The following is a 17,828-nucleotide window of genomic DNA, read 5'->3' as shown; positions in this document are numbered from 1 at the left end:
ATGACTGTCTACGCCATCATCGGCGGCACCGGCCTGACTCAACTGGAAGGCCTGACCCTGAAGGACTCCGTCGCGCTGGACACGCCCTACGGCGCGCCTTCGGCTGCCATCCAGCGTGGCGAGTTCGCCGGCCGCGAGGTGTTGTTCCTCGCCCGTCACGGCCATCCGCATCGCTTCCCGCCGCACCAGGTGAACTACCGCGCCAACCTTTGGGCGTTGCAGCAGGCAGGGGCGGAGGCGGTTCTGGCGGTGAACGCGGTGGGCGGTATCCATGCGGCGATGGGTAGCGGTCATCTTTGCGTGCCGCACCAGATCGTCGATTACACCTGGGGCCGCGAGCACACTTATTTTGCCGGTGACATCGATCACGTTACCCACATCGATTTCAGCCATCCGTATGACGAAGGGCTGCGCCAGAAGCTGATCGGGGCTCTGCGGGCGCTGGGCTATTCGCATAGCAGTTATGGTGTCTATGCCGCGACCCAGGGGCCGCGCCTGGAAACCGTGGCGGAGATCGCCAAGCTGGAGCGCGACGGCTGCGACATCGTTGGCATGACCGGTATGCCCGAGGCGGCACTGGCCCGTGAGCTGGAGCTGCCGTACGCCTGCCTGTCGCTGGTGGTGAACCCGGCGGCCGGCAAGTCCAGCGGCATCATCACCATGACCGAGATCGAGCAGGCGCTGCACGAGGGCATCGGCAAGGTGCGTGAGGTGTTGGGGTGTGTGTTGGTGGGCTGAGGAGGCTCGCCGCAACCTTTGGGCCATCGCGGACGAAGTCCGCCCCTACGGATTGGGTAGGGGCGCGAAGAGTGCGTCGATATCGCTTTCCTGCAAACGCAAGCCGCTGTCCTTGCCTTCCTCCAGCACGCCAGCGGCCAGGGCGGTCTTGCGAGCCTGCAACTGCTGGATCTTTTCTTCCAGGGTGCCGCGGGCGATCAGTTTGTAGACGAACACCGGTTTGTCCTGGCCGATGCGGTAGGCGCGATCGGTGGCCTGGTTCTCGGCGGCCGGGTTCCACCAGGGGTCGTAGTGGATCACGGTGTCGGCGGCGGTGAGGTTCAGGCCGGTGCCACCAGCTTTCAGGCTGATGAGGAACAGCGGTACGCGCCCCTGCTGGAAGTCTTCCACCGGCTGGCGGCGGTCGCGGGTTTCGCCGGTGAGGAGCGCATAGGGAATGCTCCGTGCCTGCAGCTGCGCCTGGATCAGTTCGAGCATCGAGGTGAACTGCGAGAAGAGCAGGACGCGCCGTCCTTCGGCCAGCAACTCGTCGAGCATCTCCAGCAAGGCGCTCAGCTTGCCTGAGTGGGTTGCCGGCAAGTCCGCCTGCAGCAGGCGCGGGTCGCAGCAGACCTGGCGCAGCTTGAGCAGCGCGTCGAGCACGACGATCTGACTGCTCGCCAGCCCCTTCCGGCGGATTTCTTCGCGGACCTTGCGGTCCACCGCCAGACGCACGGTTTCGTAGAGGTCGCGCTGGCGCTCGTCGAGTTCCACCTTGTGGGTGATTTCGCTCTTGGGCGGCAGTTCGGTGGCGACCTGGTCCTTGCGGCGGCGCAGCAGGAAGGGCTTGATGCGCGCGTTCAGGTGCGCCAGGCGCTGGCTGTCGCCGGCCTTTTCGATAGGTTGGCGGTACAGGCGTGCGAAATGGCGCGCATCGCCCAGCCAGCCCGGCAGCACCAGGTTGAACAGTGACCAGAGTTCGCCCAGGTGGTTTTCCAGCGGCGTGCCGGTCAGGCACAGGCGCTGCCGGGCGTCGAGACGGGCCGCGGCCTGGGCTGATTTGCTGCTGGCATTCTTCAGATATTGCGCTTCGTCGAAGACCACCAGGTGCAGCGCTTGCCTGGACAGCGCGTCGATGTCCCGGGGCAGCAGGGCATAGGTGCTGAGCAGCAGGTCGTACTGCGCAAGGTCGTCGAAGTGCCGCTGGCGCTCGCTGCCGTGCAGGGTGAGCGCGCGCAGCTCCGGGGCGAAGCGCGCGATCTCGTCCTGCCAGTTGGCCACCAGGCTGGTGGGCATCAGGATCAGGACGGGTCGGTCCAGGCGCCCGGCGCGTTTTTCCGTGAGGATATGGGCGAGCACCTGCAGGGTCTTGCCCAGCCCCATGTCGTCGCCTAGGATGCCGCCGAGCTCCAGGTCGCGCAGCGCCTGCATCCAGGCGAGACCTTGCAGTTGGTAGGGGCGCAACTCCGCCTGCAGGCCGTCCGGTGCCACACAGGGCTGTTGCTGGAAGTCGCGCAGGCGCCGGGCGAGGTGCAGCAACTGCTCGCCGCCTTGCCAGCGCAGCGGGTATTGGTCGAGCTGGCTCAGCAGGCTGGCATCGGTGCTTGGGATTCGCAGGCGGGCTGCGTCGCGTTGCAGGCTGCTGAGCAGCAGCCCTTCCAGCAGTTGCAGCATGGCCCGTATGCGTGCCAGCGGCAGGCTTACGGTCAACGCTTTGCCATCCGTCTGGCGTCGGGCGTCGAGGCGAATGGGTAGTTCAGCGTCATCCGTGCCTTTGCGCAGCGCTGACGGAGCTTTCCGGATCAGCTCCAGCAGCGGGTGCAGCAGGCTGATCTGCTGGCCATCGACCACGATCCCCAGTTCCAGGTCGAACCAGGCCTGACCGGGTTCTTCCTCGATATGAACGTACCAGTCTTCGACTTCGCTGAAGTCGAAGGGAAAGTCTTCGTCGAACTCCACCACCCAGCCCTGGGCGCGAAGCGTGGGCAACTGGCGGGCGATCTGGGGCCAGTGTGCCTTGTTGATCGGCCGGTAGCATTCGTAGTGGTTGAGCAGGTCGTAGGGTGTGGCGTACTTGTCGAGCTTCTTCAGACCCAGTTTCTGCAGTGTTTTGCGCAGGGCCTGCTCGGCCTTGGGCTGCCGTTCGATGACGACGAACACTCCATCCTCCAGATAGTGGATCGGCTGGCCGCTGCGCACCGGACCGTGGGCGTATTCCTTGCCGTAGCCGAAGACCAGGCAGGCCTGGTGCTCATCCTCTTCGCCGTAAACCTCGTCTCGATAGGTGCTCAACAGCAGGTGCGGCACGGGTTGGACTTCCAGTCGCCGCTCCTGGCTGGACATCGGCAGTGGCGCCTGCGGGGCCAGGGCCTTGAGTTGCAGAGCGAAGAGCCTGGCCTCTTGCGGCGGTACCGCTGGAGCGCTCGACAGATAGCTGGCCAGTGCATCCGGGAGGTCGTGATGCAGGGGGCCGGCACGCATGTCCTGGCGGTTGACGTACCACGGTGGTGTCAGTTGGGTCAGCAATTGCGGTCTGGGATTCGTGTCAGTCTCCCAGCCGACGATGTAGTGCCCATCGTCACGGGTGTGCCAGGCGAGCCGGGCAGGCAGTTCCGTCCCCAATTGCAGCTGGCTGGACGGGTCTTCCAGCTCCAGGAACAGTTGCCCGCTGCGCAGGATCAGTTCCAGCAGTTCGGCGCCGTCGCGGCCCAGCAGCATCACTTCGTTGTGCTGCGGTTGGACGTCTGCCACGCCAAGTGCGCGAAGCAGAATGCGCTGATCCTGTTCGGTGACGCCCCGGCCCAGGGCGCGAGCGATGGAGATGATGCGTGGGTAGCCCTGGGGTTGGCCGCTTTCGCTGTAAACGGCGGTGTGGATGAAGACCCGGCCACTCCGGGTCAGCCGGTAACGCAGCGGGCCGCTGTAGGGCTTCCTGGTTTCCGGCTGCGTCTTGAGCGCAGCCGACGCGTGCCTCAGCCAGGTCTGCAGTGTGGGCGACAGGCTGTTGACGGGAGTCGGGATGGACTTCGCAGTGGGCTTGGACGCGCTGCCGGGGCTGGCGACCTGTCCGTCCAGCAGATGCAGCAACACGGCCACGCAATGCTTGCAGTCGAGGCCGACCGGACAATCGCACTGGCAGTCGAGGGTGTCGCCGCTTCTGGAGAGGCTGATCCGCTGGTGATAGCGGTTTTTGCCCGAGCCTTGGCACAGGCCTTCCAGTGAGCGCTCGGTGAGGCGCAGGACACTGGCCCGGCCTTCCCGCGCATAGGCCTCGCCACGCACCAGGGTGATGGCCGGGAACAGGCGACGCCAGGGGATGCGTTGCAAATGCTCGGCGAACTGAGGCATGGCGAGGCCTTCGTCGGGATCCTGTTACTGGGCGGGCTGCGCCGGCGGCGGAGCATCGAAGCCACCATCGGCCGGAGCGGCCGGCGCTGGCTGTTGCGGTGCTTCCGGGCCGGTGGGTGTCTCGTCTTCCAGGCCGGGTGGCGGCGGGGTGGCGGGGCGGGCGTTGAGCGGGCTGACCTTGATCAGCATGCCCAGGCTCGGGTGGTCGAGGTAGGTCAGCACGCTGTTCTTCAGGCTGGCGTCCTGGACCATGTGCTGGCTGGCGGCAAGCAGGCCGTTGGCGTCGAACTGGTTGATCCAGAAGTCGGTCTGGGTGTTCACGAAGCGCTGCTGGCTGAGGGTGACGGTACCTTCCACCGGGAAGTGGCCGTCATGCTTTTCGCCTTCGCTCAGGGCGATCGTCACCGGGCTGGCATCGATCTCCTGGCGCCAGGCCCTGTGCATCAGTACCTGGAAGCCGTCGTTCTGCTTGAGCTTGGCGACCTGGGCATCGAGCGCGGTGGGGCGCTGGCTGTCGGCACCCGGCGCTTGCGCGCCCTTGGCCCAGTCGTCGGGGGCGGGCTGGCTGGCGAATACGGCGTCGCTGGACTGCTGGAAGAGGATCAGCTCCACCTGGTAGGGCTCGGCGAAGGCGGCCGGCGACAGCAGAGCCAGGGACAGCAGCAAGGGTTGGAACAGGCGCATTGGACAGGCTCCTTAGTGAGTCTGTGGCGTGAGGCGCTCGAGTAGCGCTTCCAGCGTGTTGAACCGTTCTTCCGGGCGCTCCATCGGCACCTGGAACTTGAAGAGGGTGGCCCCTTCGAATTTGTAGCGATTGGGCTGGCCCTGGATCATCTTGATCAGCACCAGCGGGTCGACGCAGGTATCGGAGGCAAATTCTACCCGGCCTCCCTGCGGCCCGGCATCTACCTTCAAGATGCCGAGTTTTTCCGCCTGCAGTTTGAGAAGCGTCAGGCGCATCAGGTTCTTCGCCGGCTCCGGCAGCAGGCCGAAGCGGTCGATCATTTCCACCTGCAGCTCGCGCAGGCCGTCCTCGTCGGCAGCGTTGGCGATGCGCTTGTAGAGGATCAGGCGGCCGTGGACGTCCGGCAGGTAGTCCTCGGGGATCAGCGCCGGCACCCGCAGGTTGATGTCCGGGCCGCCACCCAGCGGCTGTTCCAGGTTCGGTTGCTCGCCCTTGCGGATGGCCTTCACCGCGCGTTCGAGCATCTCCATGTAGAGGGTGAAGCCCACCGCCTGGATCTGCCCGCTCTGGCCGTCGCCGAGCAGTTCGCCGGCGCCGCGGATCTCCAGGTCGTGGGTGGCCAGCACGAAGCCGGCGCCGAGGTCCTGGGCGTTGGCGATGGCTTCCAGGCGCTTCTCGGCGTCCGGGGTCATCTGCTTGCGCGGCGGGGTGAGCAGGTAGGCATAGGCCTGGTGGTGGCTGCGGCCGACGCGGCCGCGCAGCTGGTGCAGCTGGGCCAGGCCGAACTTGTCGGCGCGCTCGATGAGGATGGTGTTGGCGCTGGGCACGTCGATGCCGGTCTCGATGATGGTCGAGGCCACCAGCACGTTGAAGCGCTTGTGGTAGAAGTCGCTCATCACCCGCTCCAGGTCGCGCTCGTTCATCTGCCCGTGGCCGATGCCGATGCGCGCTTCCGGGACCAGCTCGGCCAGGTCGCGGGCGCACTTCTCGATGGTCTTCACCTCGTTGTGCAGGAAGTACACCTGGCCGCCGCGCAGCAGTTCGCGCAGCAGGGCTTCCTTGATCACCGACTTCTGTTCTTCCATGACGAAGGTGCGCACGGAGAGACGTCGCGCCGGCGGCGTGGCGATGATCGACAGGTCGCGCATGCCGGCCACCGCCATGTTGAGCGTGCGCGGGATCGGCGTGGCGGTGAGGGTGAGGATGTCCACTTCGCTGCGCAGGGCCTTGAGCTGCTCCTTCTGGCGTACGCCGAAACGGTGTTCTTCGTCGATGATGACCAGGCCGAGGTTCTTGAACTTCACATCGTCCTGCAGCAGCTTGTGGGTGCCTATGACGATGTCGACCTTGCCTTCGGCCAGTTGCGCCACGGCGCCTTCGACTTCCTTGGCGGACTTGAAGCGACTCATCACCTCGACGCTCACCGGCCAGTCGGCGAAGCGGTCGCGGAAGCTGTTGTAGTGCTGCTGGGCGAGGAGGGTGGTGGGCACCAGCACGGCGACCTGCTTGCCGCTGTGCACCGCGACGAAGGCCGCGCGCATGGCCACTTCGGTCTTGCCGAAGCCCACGTCGCCGCAGACCAGGCGGTCCATCGGCTTGTCGGCGAGCATGTCGGCCACCACGGCTTCGATGGCGGTCTGCTGGTCCGGGGTTTCCTCGAAGGGGAAGCCGGCGGAGAAGGTGGCGTAGTCGACCTGCGGGTCCTTGAACGCGTAGCCCTTGCGCGCGGCGCGACGGGCGTAGATGTCCAGTAGCTCGGCGGCGACGTCGCGGACCTGTTCGGCGGCCTTGCGCTTGGCCTTCTGCCAGGTTTCCGAGCCCAGCTTGTGCAGCGGCGCCAGGGCGTCGTCGCTGCCGGTGTAGCGAGCGATCAGGTGCAGATTGGCCACGGGCACGTAGAGCTTGGCCTCGTCGGCGTATTCCAGGGCGAGGAATTCGGCGTTCTGGCCGTCGATCTCCAGGGTGATCAGGCCCATGTAGCGGCCGACGCCGTGGTCGATGTGCACCACCGGCGCCCCTTCGCGCAGCTCGGTGAGGTTCTTGATGACGTTCTCGCCACCGTCGCGGGTCTTCTCGCGGCGCCGGCGCTGCATGACACGCTGGCCGAATAGCGGGCTTTCGGCCACCAGGGCGATGCCCGGCTGGCCCTTGTCGGCGTCCAGCAGCAGGCCTTCGTCCATCGGCGCGATGGTGATCGCCAGGCGGTCCTGGTGCGCCAGGAAGCCCGGCCAGCCCTCGACTTCCACCGGGCGCAGCTTCAGCCGCGCCAGCAGTTCCAGCAGCACTTCGCGGCGGCCGGCGGATTCGGCGGTGAACAGGATGCGCCCGTCGAACCGCTCGATGAACTGGCGCAGGCGTGCCAGCGGTTCCGTGGCTTTCGCTTCAATCGCCAGTTCCGGTAGCGCTTCGGCGGGGAAACGCTCGCGGCCGACGCCGGTCTCGATCGGTTCCGGGCTGACCACCACGCGCGGCCAGTTCTTCAGGCGGGCGAAGCAGTCTTCCACCGGCAGGAAGACGTCAGCGGGCGGTAGCAGCGGGCGTTCCGGGTCGTAGCGGCGGTCTTCGTAGCGGCTGCGCACGTCGGTCCAGAACTGCTCGGCGGCGCTCTCGATGCCCGGCAGGGAGAACACCTGAGTGTCCTGCGGCAGGTAGTCGAACAGCGTCGACGTCTCGCCCTCTTCGAAGAACAGCGGGATGTAGTACTCGATGCCGGCCGGTGTCAGGCCGCTGGCCAGATCCTGGTAGATCGGGCAGCGGCGGTAGTCGACGTCGAAGCGCTCGCGGAAGCGGCCACGGAAGCCGGTCACCGCTTCCTTGCGCAGCGGGAACTCGCGCGCCGGCAGCAGGCGGATGCTCTCCACCTTGTCGATGGAGCGCTGGGTTTCCGGGTCGAAGGTGCGCAGCGTCTCGATCTCGTCATCGAACAGGTCGATGCGGTAGGGCAGCTCGCTGCCCATCGGGAACAGGTCGATCAGCGCACCGCGCACGGCGAACTCGCCGTGCTCGTAGACGGTGTCCACGCAGCGGTAGCCGGCGGCCTCGAAGCGGCTGCGCATCTGTTCGACGTCGAGTTTCTGGCCGACGTCCAGCACCAGGCTGCTGCCGAGCAGGAACTTGGCCGGCGCCAGGCGGTGCAGGGCGGTGGTGATCGGCACCACCAGCACGCCGCGGCGCAGTCCGGGCAACTGGTAAAGGGTGGCGACGCGCTGGGAAATGATGTCCTGGTGCGGCGAGAACACGTCGTAGGGCAGGGTTTCCCAGTCCGGCAACTGCAGCACCGGCAGGTCCGGCGCGAAGAAGCTCAGCTCCTGCTCCAGGCGCTCGGCGCTCTGGCTGTCGGCGGTCAGCAACAGGGTGAAACGGTTGGCGGACGCCGAGGCTTCGGCAATGGCAAGGCTCAGGGCGGCGCCCGGCAGGTTGCCCCAGGATTGCTTGCCGGCAGCAGTCGGCAGCGAAGGAATGCGCAGTACGGACACGGGCGTTCGTGGCTCCGGTCGGAGAAATTGACCGGCCAGATTGTAACTATCCCGATTGACGGATGTCAGTCATACGACCGCTGCGGATTGCCGGCGATTGTTCGCGCCGTCATAATGTAGCCCCTTTTTTCTTCTCCTACATGTGGAAGGTATTGCCCGTGACCCAGAAGCCCGACCAGTGTCTCGGTGAGTGGATCGATCGTGAAGCCCTCGCGGAAGCCATGATTCCGCTGATCGGTCAGCTGTACCGTAACAACAACGTGGTGACCTCGATCTACGGCCGTGGCCTGATCAACCGTTCGGTGATCGCGATCCTCAAAGCGCACCGTTTCGCCCGTCACCGCCTGGCCGAAGGCGGCCTGTCGGTACACGACACCTTCCCGATCCTCAAGGCGATGAGCGAGCTCAAGCTGGGCGCCGCATCCGTCGACCTGGGCAAGATGGTTGCCAAGTTCAAGACCGAAGGTAACGGTCGCAGCATCGAGCAGTTCACCAAGGACGAACTGGCCGACGTGGTCGGCAAGCAGAACGGCGGCGCCCGCGAAGGCACCGACGTCGTCCTGTACGGCTTCGGCCGCATCGGCCGCCTGCTGGCGCGCATCCTCATCGAGAAGACCGGTGGCGGCGACGGCCTGCGCCTGCGCGCCATCGTTGTCCGCAAGGGCGCCGAGAACGACCTGGTCAAGCGCGCCAGCCTGCTGCGTCGCGATTCCGTGCATGGCCCGTTCGACGGCACCATCACCATCGATGAAGAAAGCAGCACCATCACTGCCAACGGCAACCTGATCCAGGTGATCTACTCCAACGACCCGGCGTCGATCGACTACACCCAGTACGGCATCAAGGATGCACTGCTGGTCGACAACACTGGCAAGTGGCGCGACGCCGACGGCCTGGGCCAGCACCTGAAGTGCCCGGGCATCGACCGTGTGATCCTGACCGCTCCGGGCAAGGGTGCGCTGAAGAACATCGTCCACGGCATCAACCACGGTGACATCACCGCCGACGACAAGATCGTTTCCGCCGCTTCCTGCACCACCAACGCCATCGTGCCGGTGCTCAAGGCCGTGAACGACCAGTACGGCATCGTCAACGGCCACGTCGAAACCGTTCACTCGTACACCAACGACCAGAACCTGATCGATAACTTCCACAAGGGCAGCCGTCGCGGCCGCAGCGCTCCGCTGAACATGGTGATCACCGAGACCGGTGCCGCCACCGCCGCCGCCAAGGCCCTGCCGGTACTGAAGGGCAAGCTGACCGGCAACGCGATCCGCGTTCCGACGCCGAACGTCTCGATGGCGATCCTCAACCTGAATCTGGAGAAATCCACCTCCCGCGAAGAGATCAACGAGTACCTGCGCCAGATGGCCATGCACTCCGACCTGCAGAAGCAGATCGACTTCGTCTCCTCCCAGGAAGTGGTTTCCTCCGACTTCGTCGGCTCCCGCCACGCGGGCGTCGTCGATGCCGAAGCCACTATCTGCAACGACAACCGTGTCGTGTTGTACGTGTGGTACGACAACGAGTTCGGCTACAGCTGCCAGGTCGTCCGCGTGATGGAAGACATGGCTGGGGTCAACCCGCCGGCTTTCCCGCGCTGATCCAGGCGGGACAGGGAAACGGGAGCTCTCGGGCTCCCGTTTTTCGTTAGTGGCTCCACCCTACAACGATAAAATCTGCCAATTCCTGATTCTGGAAAGACTTCAAATGGATGGACAACATCTGCATGAAGGCGAGCTGAAGCGCGGTCTGAAGAACCGCCACATCCAGCTGATCGCCCTCGGCGGCGCCATCGGTACCGGCCTGTTCCTGGGCTCGGCCGGCGTGCTGCAATCCGCTGGCCCGTCGATGATCCTCGGCTACGCCATCGGCGGTTTCATCGCCTTCCTGATCATGCGCCAGCTCGGCGAGATGATCGTCGAGGAACCGGTCGCCGGGTCCTTCAGTCACTTCGCGCACAAGTACTGGGGCGGTTTCGCCGGCTTCATGTCGGGCTGGAACTACTGGGTACTGTATATCCTGGTGGGCATGTCGGAGCTGACCGCGGTCGGCAAGTACATCCAGTTCTGGTGGCCGGACTTCCCGACCTGGGCGACGGCGGCGGTGTTCTTTGTACTGATCAACGCCATCAACCTGTTCAACGTGAAGGCCTTCGGCGAGACCGAGTTCTGGTTCGCGATCATCAAGGTCGCTGCCATCATCGGCATGATTCTGCTTGGCGTCTGGCTGCTGGCCACCGGTACCGGCGGTCCGCAAGCCTCGGTGAGCAACCTGTGGGCGCACGGCGGCTTCTTCCCCAATGGCTGGAAGGGACTGATCATGGTCCTGGCGATCATCATGTTCTCCTTCGGTGGCCTGGAGTTGGTGGGCATTACCGCCGCTGAAGCCTCCGAGCCGAAGAAGGTGATCCCCAAGGCGATCAACCAGGTCATCTACCGGATCCTGATCTTCTACATCGGCGCCCTGGCCGTACTGCTCTCGCTGTACCCCTGGGATGCGCTGCTGCAGAGCATCAACAGCGCCGGCGACCCCTACAGCGGCAGCCCGTTCGTCAAGGTCTTCTCGCTGCTGGGTAGCGAGTACGCGGCGCACATCCTGAACTTCGTAGTACTCACCGCCGCGCTGTCGGTCTACAACAGCTGCGTGTACTGCAACAGCCGCATGCTCTTCGGCCTGGCCGAGCAGGGCGATGCCCCGCGCGCCTTCGCCAAGGTCGATGATCGCGGCGTACCGCTGCTGGCCATCGGTGTCTCGGCCTTCATCACCCTGGCCTGCGTGGTGGTCAACTACGTGATCCCGCACCAGGCGCTGGAGTTGCTGATGTCCCTGGTGGTGGCCGCGCTGGTGATCAACTGGGCGATGATCAGCCTGGCCCACATGAAGTTCCGCAAGGCCATGCAGGCCAAGGGCGTGCAGCCGTTCTTCCGCGCGCTGTGGTACCCGGTCGGCAACTGGCTGTGCCTGGCTTTCGTGGTGTTCATTCTTGGCATCATGCTGCAGATCCCGGGCATCGACGTGTCGGTGTACGCGATCCCGGTGTGGATCGTGCTGATGGGTGTGTGCTACCTGTTCAAGCGCAAGTCCCCGGTCAAGGCCAGCGCCTGAACCGGTTGAGAAACGGGAGCTTCGGCTCCCGTTTTCTTTTGGTAATGCACCTTTGCCGGAGCGGAAACAGTGGCCCGGGGTGCTTGCGGTAGAATGCCCGGCGCCGGGCGGATGATGGACGGCAGGAGGTGCCGAGTGGTGCGTGGAGTCTGGCTGTTGGTGGTGCTGGCTGTTCTGGTTGCTGCCCTGGCGGGTTGCGGGCAGTCGGTCGAACGCTTTGGCGGCCCGACCATGGGCAGCAGCTACACGGTGCAGTACGTGACCACGGGCAAGGCGCCGGATACCGCGAAGCTCAAGGCCGAGGTCGATGCGATCCTGGCGAGCCTCGACGAGCAGTTCTCCACCTACCGCGACGACTCGCTGATCTCGCGCTTCAATGCCCAGCCGGCCGGCACCTGCATGGCGCTGCCGGCGGACATGCTGACGCTCTGGCGCTATGGCGAGGCGCTGTCGCAGCAGAGCGGCGGTGCCTTCGACGTCACCGTCGAGCCGCTGTTGAACCTCTGGGGCTTCGGCCCGCAGTCGCGCACCGAGCAAGTGCCGGCGGCCGCCGATCTGGAGCGCGAGCGTGCCCGCGTCGGCCATCAGCATCTGCATCTGCAGGGCGAGCAGTTGTGCAAGGACGTCAATGCGCAGCTGGACTTCGACAGCATCGTCGCCGGCTACGCGGTGGACAAGGTCAGTGCGCGCCTGGCCGAGCTGGGGCTCACGGATTACCTGGTGGAAATCACCGGCGAGCTCAAGGCCGTGGGCCACAAGCCCGATGGCACGCCCTGGCGCATCGCCCTGGAAGTGCCCAGCGGCGAGCGCGAACGGCAGGTGGAGTGTTCGGTGGCGCTGGATGGCTTCGGGCTGTCCACCTCCGGCGACTACCGCAACTATTTCGAGGAAGGTGGGCAGCGTTACTCGCACACCTTCGATCCACGCAGCGGCACGCCGGTCCGGCATGCGCTGGCGGCGGTCACGGTGGCCGATGCGCAGGCGCTGCGCGCCGATGGCCTGTCGACCCTGCTGATGGTGCTGGGGCCGGAGGAGGGCTATACCTTTGCCGAGCGCAATGGGCTGGCGGCGTTCTTCATCGTGCGCCAGGGCGAGGGCTTCGTGACCCGCGCGACGACACGCTTCGAAGCGCTGTTTCCGACGCCTGAATGAAAGGTTCGCCGGGCATGATGATTCGGCGGGAAGGTATGTAGTGACGGCAAAATTCGCCTACCTGCCGACCAACCGCTAATGTGCAGCCTTTTGCCGCAGGGCTAAGCTGCGCAATGATTTCGATCCGCCTCGGCGCATGTGGTGCCGGGGCTTCGCCGGGAGCGCCAAGCGAGCGTCCCGGCCTGTTCTGAAGGAGTACGCATGGCTGTCTACAACTACGACGTGGTGATTCTCGGCACGGGTCCGGCGGGCGAGGGGGCGGCGATGAATGCCTCCAAGTACGGACGCAAGCTGGCGGTGGTGGACAGCCGTCGCGTGGTCGGCGGCAACTGCACGCACCTGGGCACCATCCCGTCCAAGGCGCTGCGTCACTCGGTGAAGCAGATCATCGAGTTCAACACCAACCCCATGTTCCGCCAGATCGGCGAACCGCGCTGGTTCTCCTTCCCCGACGTGCTGAAAAGCGCCGAGAAGGTCATCTCCAAGCAGGTCGCCTCGCGCACCGGCTACTACGCGCGCAACCGCATCGATATGTTCAACGGCACCGCCAGCTTCGTCGACGAGCGCACCGTTGAAGTCGTGACCCCCAGCGGCGCCGTGGAGCGCCTGGTGGCCGACCAGTTCGTCATCGCCACCGGCTCGCGCCCGTATCGCCCGTCGGACATCAACTTCAACCACCCGCGCGTCTACGACAGCGACACCATCCTCTCGCTGAGCCACACCCCGCGCCGCCTGATCATCTACGGAGCCGGCGTGATCGGCTGCGAGTACGCCTCGATCTTCAGTGGCCTGGGCGTGCTGGTGGACCTGATCGACACCCGCGACCAGTTGCTGAGCTTCCTCGACGACGAAATCTCCGATGCGCTGAGCTACCACCTGCGCAACAACAACGTGCTGATCCGTCACAACGAGGAATACGAGCGCGTGGAGGGCCTGGACAACGGGGTGATCCTGCACCTGAAGTCGGGCAAGAAGATCAAGGCCGACGCCTTGCTGTGGTGTAACGGCCGCACCGGCAACACCGACCGCCTGGGCCTGGAGAACATCGGCATCAAGGTCAACAGCCGTGGCCAGATCGAGACGGACGAGAACTACCGCACCTCGGTGTCGAACATCTACGCCGCCGGCGACGTGATCGGCTGGCCGAGCCTGGCCAGCGCCGCCTACGACCAGGGCCGCTCGGCTGCCGGCAACATCGTCGAGCACGACGGCTGGCGCTTCGTGAATGACGTGCCGACCGGCATCTACACCATTCCGGAGATCAGCTCGATCGGCAAGAACGAGCACGAGCTGACCGCGGCGAAGATTCCTTATGAGGTGGGCAAGGCCTTCTTCAAGGGCATGGCCCGCGCGCAGATCTCCAATGAGCCGGTGGGCATGCTGAAGATCCTGTTCCACCGCGAGACCCTGGAGATCCTCGGCGTGCACTGCTTCGGCGACCAGGCCTCGGAGATCGTCCACATCGGCCAGGCGATCATGAACCAGCCGGGGGAACTGAACACCCTGAAGTACTTCGTCAACACCACCTTCAACTATCCGACCATGGCCGAAGCCTACCGCGTAGCGGCGTTCGACGGCCTGAACCGGATTTTTTGAAGTACCCCGACCGGCGGCCTGAGCCGGTCGGGGGGAACCTGCTCAGCGATTCCCGATCGTGGCAGTGGCCAAACCGGGAAAGTCTGTGATCAGGCTATCCACGCCAAAATCGGCGAGCCGGCGCATCAGGGCTGGCTCGTTGACCGTCCACACCGACACATGCAGCCCCTGCTTCTGCGCTTTCAGCAAGCGCTCCGGGGTGCACAGCATCCAGTTCAGCGCCAGCAGATCGCAGCCGTAGTGCGCGGCGACCTTCAATGGATCGAGCCAGGCGTATTCGGCCACCAGCCCGCGGGATAGCTCCGGCGCCAGCTCTTCCAGGGCGCGCAGCACCGTGCGTGAACTCGATGTCACCGTGATGCGGTCGCGCAGGCCGTAGCGTCCGACCAGGTGGTGGATCGCCTGTACCGTGCGCCCCGCTCGGTCTTTCGAGCCACTCTTGACCTCCAGTTGCCAGTGCTCGAAATCGCAGCGTTCGAACAGTTCCGCCAGGCGCGGAATGGGGCAGGGGCGCACCCACCCCGGACCGCCCTCGCGGGCGTCCATCGTGATCAGGTCTTCCGCCAGTTGCTCGGAAACCTTGCCGCGCCGGCCGGTGGTGCGCTTGAGCGTCGGATCGTGGATCACCATCAGCTCGCCATCGCGGGACAGGTGAAGATCCAGCTCGCAGCGTGTCACGTTGTGTTCCAGGCAGCGCTGGAAGCTGGTCAGGGTGTTTTCCGGTGCTTCGCCTTTGGCGCCGCGATGGCCATAGATCAGAGTCACTGGGGCTCCTTGGGGGACGGATTCTGGGGGGAGAGATCCTTGAGGTATTGGGAGTGGTGCTGGCGCACCGCGTCGACGACGCGGCCGCTTTCGAAATAGACGCTGAACTCGCGGTAATCCCAGCGATTGATCGGCGGTTTGCCCACCGCGGGATGTTCCTCGTCCGGCAGGCCGAAGCGCTCCAGCACGGCCTTCTGGCTCTCGCCGCGGACCGGCAGCACGATGTGTGGGTCGCCCTGTGCGCCGACGGGTATCGAGAGGGTATCCGCCAGCAGTGGCAGCGGGGTGACAAGGCTCAACAGGAGCAACAGATAGCGCATGGATTTCCCTGGGTTCATTCGTCGCGGGCCTTGGCCTGCCGGCGTTCCAATGCCTGGCGCTGGAGGATGTGGCGGGCCAGCAACTGGCGCGGGGCATCGCCGAGACCCTCGAATTCGGTGCCGATTTCGTAGTCGCCTTCGCTCTGTTGCCGGCAATGGGTGACCTTGGCACGCAGCAGCAGGCCGAGGCCCTGGGGTAGCAGGACGATCTTCAGCGCAAGCCCCTGGCCGAGCGGAAGAGGCTGCGTATCACGGAAGTCGATGCCGCCCTCGGACAGCGTGACCTGGCGGGGCGGGCCGATCTCGCGCAGCAGGCTCTGGGTCAGGGCCTGGGCGATCAGGTCGATGCGTTTGTTGATCACTTTCAGATAGCTGGCCAGCGGGCGGTCGCGCTCGTGGATATGGCGCAACAGGTGCTGCGACTCGAAGTCGGTCAGGTGCAGGTCGCTGAGCAGATTGAACAGCGCGGAATCATCCTGAAGCACTTCTTGCGACTGGATTTCGTCCTCGCGCAGCGGGCGAAATTCCAATGCGAGCGTGTCTTCAATACGATAGTATTCGCGGCGGTCATCCGCGTCTGGAGTGGACATGGCGAACCCACGGCGGCAGTGATGGTCTGAGTGTAAAGCCGCCTGCCGAGCCTCGCCACACGGAAGTCGCACGCCAGAAGGAACTGACGCCCGACGCACTCTTCATCTTCTTAATCGGCCCCACATGTTCAGACCCCTTTCCGTCTACATCGGAACGCGCTACACACGCGCCAAACGCCGCAGCCACTTCGTATCCTTCATTTCGCTCACCTCCATGATCGGCCTCGCGCTGGGCGTGGTGGTGATGATCGTGGTGCTCTCGGTCATGAACGGCTTCGACCACGAGATGCGCACCCGCGTACTGGGCATGGTGCCCCACGCCACCGTCGAGTCCTACCAGCCCATCGAAGACTGGCGCGGCATCGCCGGGCAGATCAAGAGCCAGCACCCCAACGTGCTGGAAGTCGCGCCCTTCATCCAGATGCAGGGCCTGCTCAGCGCCGGCGGCACGGTACAGAAGGTGCTGATCAACGCCGTTGACCCGAACGAGGAGAGCAAGGTCTCGATCATCGACCAGTTCTTCCAGGAGGGTTCGCTCAAGAGCCTCAAACCCGGCGAGTTCGGCATCATCATCGGCGACAAGGCGGCGAAGAACCTCGGCGTGAAGCTGGGCGACAAGGTCACCTTCATCGCCCCGGAAGTCTCGGTCACCCCGGCCGGCATGTTCCCGCGCATGAAGCGCTTCACCGTGGTCGGCACCTTCCATGTCGGCGCCGGCGAGCTGGACGGCTACGTCGGCATGGTCCACATCGACGATGCCGCGCGCCTGCGCCGCCTCAAGCAAGGCCAGGTCGAAGGCTTGCGCCTGAAGCTCGACGACCTGTTCCAGGCGCCGCGTACCGCCTGGGAAATCGCCCGCACCCTGAAGGGCAACGACTACTTCGCCCGCGACTGGACCCGCAGCCACGGCAACCTGTACCAGGCGATCCGCATGGAGAAATCCATGATCGGCCTGTTGCTGCTGCTGATCGTCGCGGTCGCCGCGTTCAACATCATTTCCACCCTGGTCATGGTCGTCACCGACAAGAAGGCCGACATCGCCATCCTGCGCACCCTGGGCGCCACGCCGGGGCAGATCATGGCGACCTTCATGGTCCAGGGCACGGTGATCGGCGTGATCGGCACCTTCATCGGCGGCGTGCTGGGCATCCTCGCGGCGCTCAACGTCAGCTCCGCCATCGCCCTGCTGGAGCGCCTGCTGGGCCACAAGTTCCTCAACGCGGATGTCTACTTCATCGATTACCTGCCCTCGCAACTGATGAGCGAGGACGTGATCCTGGTGTGCAGCGCCGCGCTGATCCTGAGTTTCTTCGCCACCCTGTATCCGGCCTGGCGTGCGGCCCGCACCCAGCCCGCGGAGGCCCTGCGTTATGAGTAAGCCGACCCCCAACGACCAGGCCGTCCTGAGCTGCCGTGACCTTGGCAAGCGCTACGAGGAAGGCCCGCAGTCGGTCGAGGTGCTCTCCGGAGTGCAGCTGGAACTGCTGCCCGGCGAGCGCGTGGCCATCGTCGGCAGCTCCGGCTCGGGCAAGAGCACCCTGCTGAACATGCTCGGCGGCCTCGATACGCCCAGCACCGGCAGCGTCTGGCTCGCTGGCGAACAGCTGTCGGCGCTGAACGAGAAGCAGCGCGGCCTGCTGCGCAACCGCGCGCTGGGCTTCGTCTACCAGTTCCACCACCTGCTGCCGGAATTCACCGCGCTGGAGAACGTCTGCATGCCGCTGCTGATCGGCAAGACGCCGATCCCGGAAGCGCGCCAGCGCGCCACCGCGCTGCTGGAGCGTGTGGGCCTGGGCCATCGCCTGAGCCACAAGCCGTCGGAGCTGTCCGGTGGTGAGCGCCAGCGCGTGGCCATCGCCCGCGCCCTGGTGAACACGCCGAAACTGGTGCTGCTCGACGAGCCCACCGGCAACCTCGACCAGCACACCGCCCACGGTATCCAGGAACTGATGCTGGAACTGTCGCAATCCCTGCGCACCGCCTTCCTGGTGGTGACCCACGACACCCACCTCGCCCAGCAGATGGATCGTGTGCTGCGCCTGGAGGAGGGCCGGCTGGTCGCCGCCTGAGG

13 protein-coding genes are annotated in these 17,828 nt (G+C 65.2%); 7 read left to right on the top strand and 6 right to left on the bottom strand.

Annotated elements, in window-relative coordinates:
• The gene (locus tag ACYCAX_RS14085) at nt 1-738 is read left to right on the top strand and encodes an S-methyl-5'-thioinosine phosphorylase (RefSeq protein ID WP_015477962.1); all 738 of its coding nucleotides are present in this window, start codon (nt 1-3) and stop codon (nt 736-738) included.
• A 45-nt stretch (nt 739-783) separates the two neighbouring features.
• On the opposite strand, the gene ACYCAX_RS14080 is transcribed toward ACYCAX_RS14085, so the two are convergent.
• The 3 genes from ACYCAX_RS14080 to mfd are packed head-to-tail and all read right to left on the bottom strand — an operon-like array spanning nt 784 to nt 8,226.
• Complete coding sequence (locus ACYCAX_RS14080) at nt 784-4,065, bottom strand: DEAD/DEAH box helicase (RefSeq protein WP_294980270.1); 3,282 nt, start codon at nt 4,063-4,065, stop codon at nt 784-786.
• A gap of 24 nt (nt 4,066-4,089) precedes the next feature.
• The gene (locus ACYCAX_RS14075) at nt 4,090-4,749 is read right to left on the bottom strand and encodes a CsiV family protein (RefSeq protein WP_460248258.1); all 660 of its coding nucleotides are present in this window, start codon (nt 4,747-4,749) and stop codon (nt 4,090-4,092) included.
• Between the two features lie 12 nt (nt 4,750-4,761).
• Nucleotides 4,762-8,226, bottom strand: a complete 3,465-nt coding sequence (mfd, locus tag ACYCAX_RS14070; protein WP_460248257.1) for a transcription-repair coupling factor — start codon at nt 8,224-8,226, stop codon at nt 4,762-4,764.
• A gap of 140 nt (nt 8,227-8,366) precedes the next feature.
• Here mfd and ACYCAX_RS14065 point away from each other — a divergent pair, with 140 nt between their 5' ends.
• From ACYCAX_RS14065 to sthA, 4 genes are all read left to right on the top strand, one after another.
• Entirely contained in the window at nt 8,367-9,830 is a 1,464-nt protein-coding gene (locus tag ACYCAX_RS14065; RefSeq protein ID WP_460248256.1) for a glyceraldehyde-3-phosphate dehydrogenase, read from the top strand.
• 106 nt (nt 9,831-9,936) lie between these two features.
• Nucleotides 9,937-11,334: an amino acid permease gene (locus ACYCAX_RS14060; RefSeq protein WP_460248255.1), complete on the top strand. Its 1,398-nt coding sequence runs from the start codon at nt 9,937-9,939 to the stop codon at nt 11,332-11,334.
• A 114-nt stretch (nt 11,335-11,448) separates the two neighbouring features.
• Complete coding sequence (locus ACYCAX_RS14055; protein ID WP_460248307.1) at nt 11,449-12,486, top strand: FAD:protein FMN transferase; 1,038 nt, start codon at nt 11,449-11,451, stop codon at nt 12,484-12,486.
• Between the two features lie 201 nt (nt 12,487-12,687).
• Nucleotides 12,688-14,082: a Si-specific NAD(P)(+) transhydrogenase gene (sthA, locus tag ACYCAX_RS14050; RefSeq protein ID WP_015477955.1), complete on the top strand. Its 1,395-nt coding sequence runs from the start codon at nt 12,688-12,690 to the stop codon at nt 14,080-14,082.
• Nucleotides 14,083-14,124: 42 nt separating this feature from the next.
• Here sthA and ACYCAX_RS14045 read toward each other — a convergent pair whose 3' ends face one another.
• Genes ACYCAX_RS14045 through ACYCAX_RS14035 form a run of 3 tightly spaced genes read right to left on the bottom strand, consistent with a single transcriptional unit; the run spans nt 14,125 to nt 15,757 of the window.
• Nucleotides 14,125-14,847, bottom strand: a complete 723-nt coding sequence (locus ACYCAX_RS14045) for a glycerophosphodiester phosphodiesterase (protein WP_015477954.1) — start codon at nt 14,845-14,847, stop codon at nt 14,125-14,127.
• Nucleotides 14,844-15,167, bottom strand: coding sequence for a phosphodiesterase (locus tag ACYCAX_RS14040; RefSeq protein ID WP_294975387.1), 324 nt, complete (start codon nt 15,165-15,167; stop codon nt 14,844-14,846). Before ACYCAX_RS14040 ends, ACYCAX_RS14045 begins: the two co-directional genes overlap by 4 nt.
• Before the next feature lie 14 nt (nt 15,168-15,181).
• Nucleotides 15,182-15,757: a PilZ domain-containing protein gene (locus tag ACYCAX_RS14035; RefSeq protein WP_041712080.1), complete on the bottom strand. Its 576-nt coding sequence runs from the start codon at nt 15,755-15,757 to the stop codon at nt 15,182-15,184.
• Between the two features lie 124 nt (nt 15,758-15,881).
• Between ACYCAX_RS14035 and ACYCAX_RS14030 the strand changes: the two genes are divergently transcribed.
• A complete protein-coding gene (locus ACYCAX_RS14030; RefSeq protein ID WP_015477951.1) occupies nt 15,882-17,135 on the top strand; it encodes a lipoprotein-releasing ABC transporter permease subunit in 1,254 nt (417 codons plus the stop codon).
• Nucleotides 17,128-17,826 carry a lipoprotein-releasing ABC transporter ATP-binding protein LolD gene (gene lolD / locus ACYCAX_RS14025; protein WP_017519266.1) on the top strand — a complete coding sequence of 233 codons (699 nt, stop codon included), beginning with the start codon at nt 17,128-17,130 and terminating at the stop codon, nt 17,824-17,826. The genes ACYCAX_RS14030 and lolD overlap by 8 nt, the downstream gene beginning before the upstream one ends.
• Nucleotides 17,827-17,828 lie beyond the last annotated feature (2 nt).

Source organism: Pseudomonas sp. MT3 (assembly GCF_054720805.1).
This window is presented reverse-complemented; position numbering and strand designations above follow the sequence as displayed.

Bases quoted from the DNA above. Each gene is read 5' to 3' on its own strand.
- ACYCAX_RS14085 (WP_015477962.1), top strand. From the start codon at position 1: ATGACTGTCTACGCCATCATCGGCGGCACCGGCCTGACTCAACTGGAA.
- ACYCAX_RS14080 (WP_294980270.1), bottom strand. From the start codon at position 4,065: ATGCCTCAGTTCGCCGAGCATTTGCAACGCATCCCCTGGCGTCGCCTG.
- ACYCAX_RS14075 (WP_460248258.1), bottom strand. From the start codon at position 4,749: ATGCGCCTGTTCCAACCCTTGCTGCTGTCCCTGGCTCTGCTGTCGCCG.
- ACYCAX_RS14065 (WP_460248256.1), top strand. From the start codon at position 8,367: ATGTGGAAGGTATTGCCCGTGACCCAGAAGCCCGACCAGTGTCTCGGT.
- ACYCAX_RS14060 (WP_460248255.1), top strand. From the start codon at position 9,937: ATGGATGGACAACATCTGCATGAAGGCGAGCTGAAGCGCGGTCTGAAG.
- ACYCAX_RS14055 (WP_460248307.1), top strand. From the start codon at position 11,449: ATGGACGGCAGGAGGTGCCGAGTGGTGCGTGGAGTCTGGCTGTTGGTG.
- sthA (WP_015477955.1), top strand. From the start codon at position 12,688: ATGGCTGTCTACAACTACGACGTGGTGATTCTCGGCACGGGTCCGGCG.
- ACYCAX_RS14040 (WP_294975387.1), bottom strand. From the start codon at position 15,167: ATGCGCTATCTGTTGCTCCTGTTGAGCCTTGTCACCCCGCTGCCACTG.
- ACYCAX_RS14035 (WP_041712080.1), bottom strand. From the start codon at position 15,757: ATGTCCACTCCAGACGCGGATGACCGCCGCGAATACTATCGTATTGAA.
- ACYCAX_RS14030 (WP_015477951.1), top strand. From the start codon at position 15,882: ATGTTCAGACCCCTTTCCGTCTACATCGGAACGCGCTACACACGCGCC.
- lolD (WP_017519266.1), top strand. From the start codon at position 17,128: ATGAGTAAGCCGACCCCCAACGACCAGGCCGTCCTGAGCTGCCGTGAC.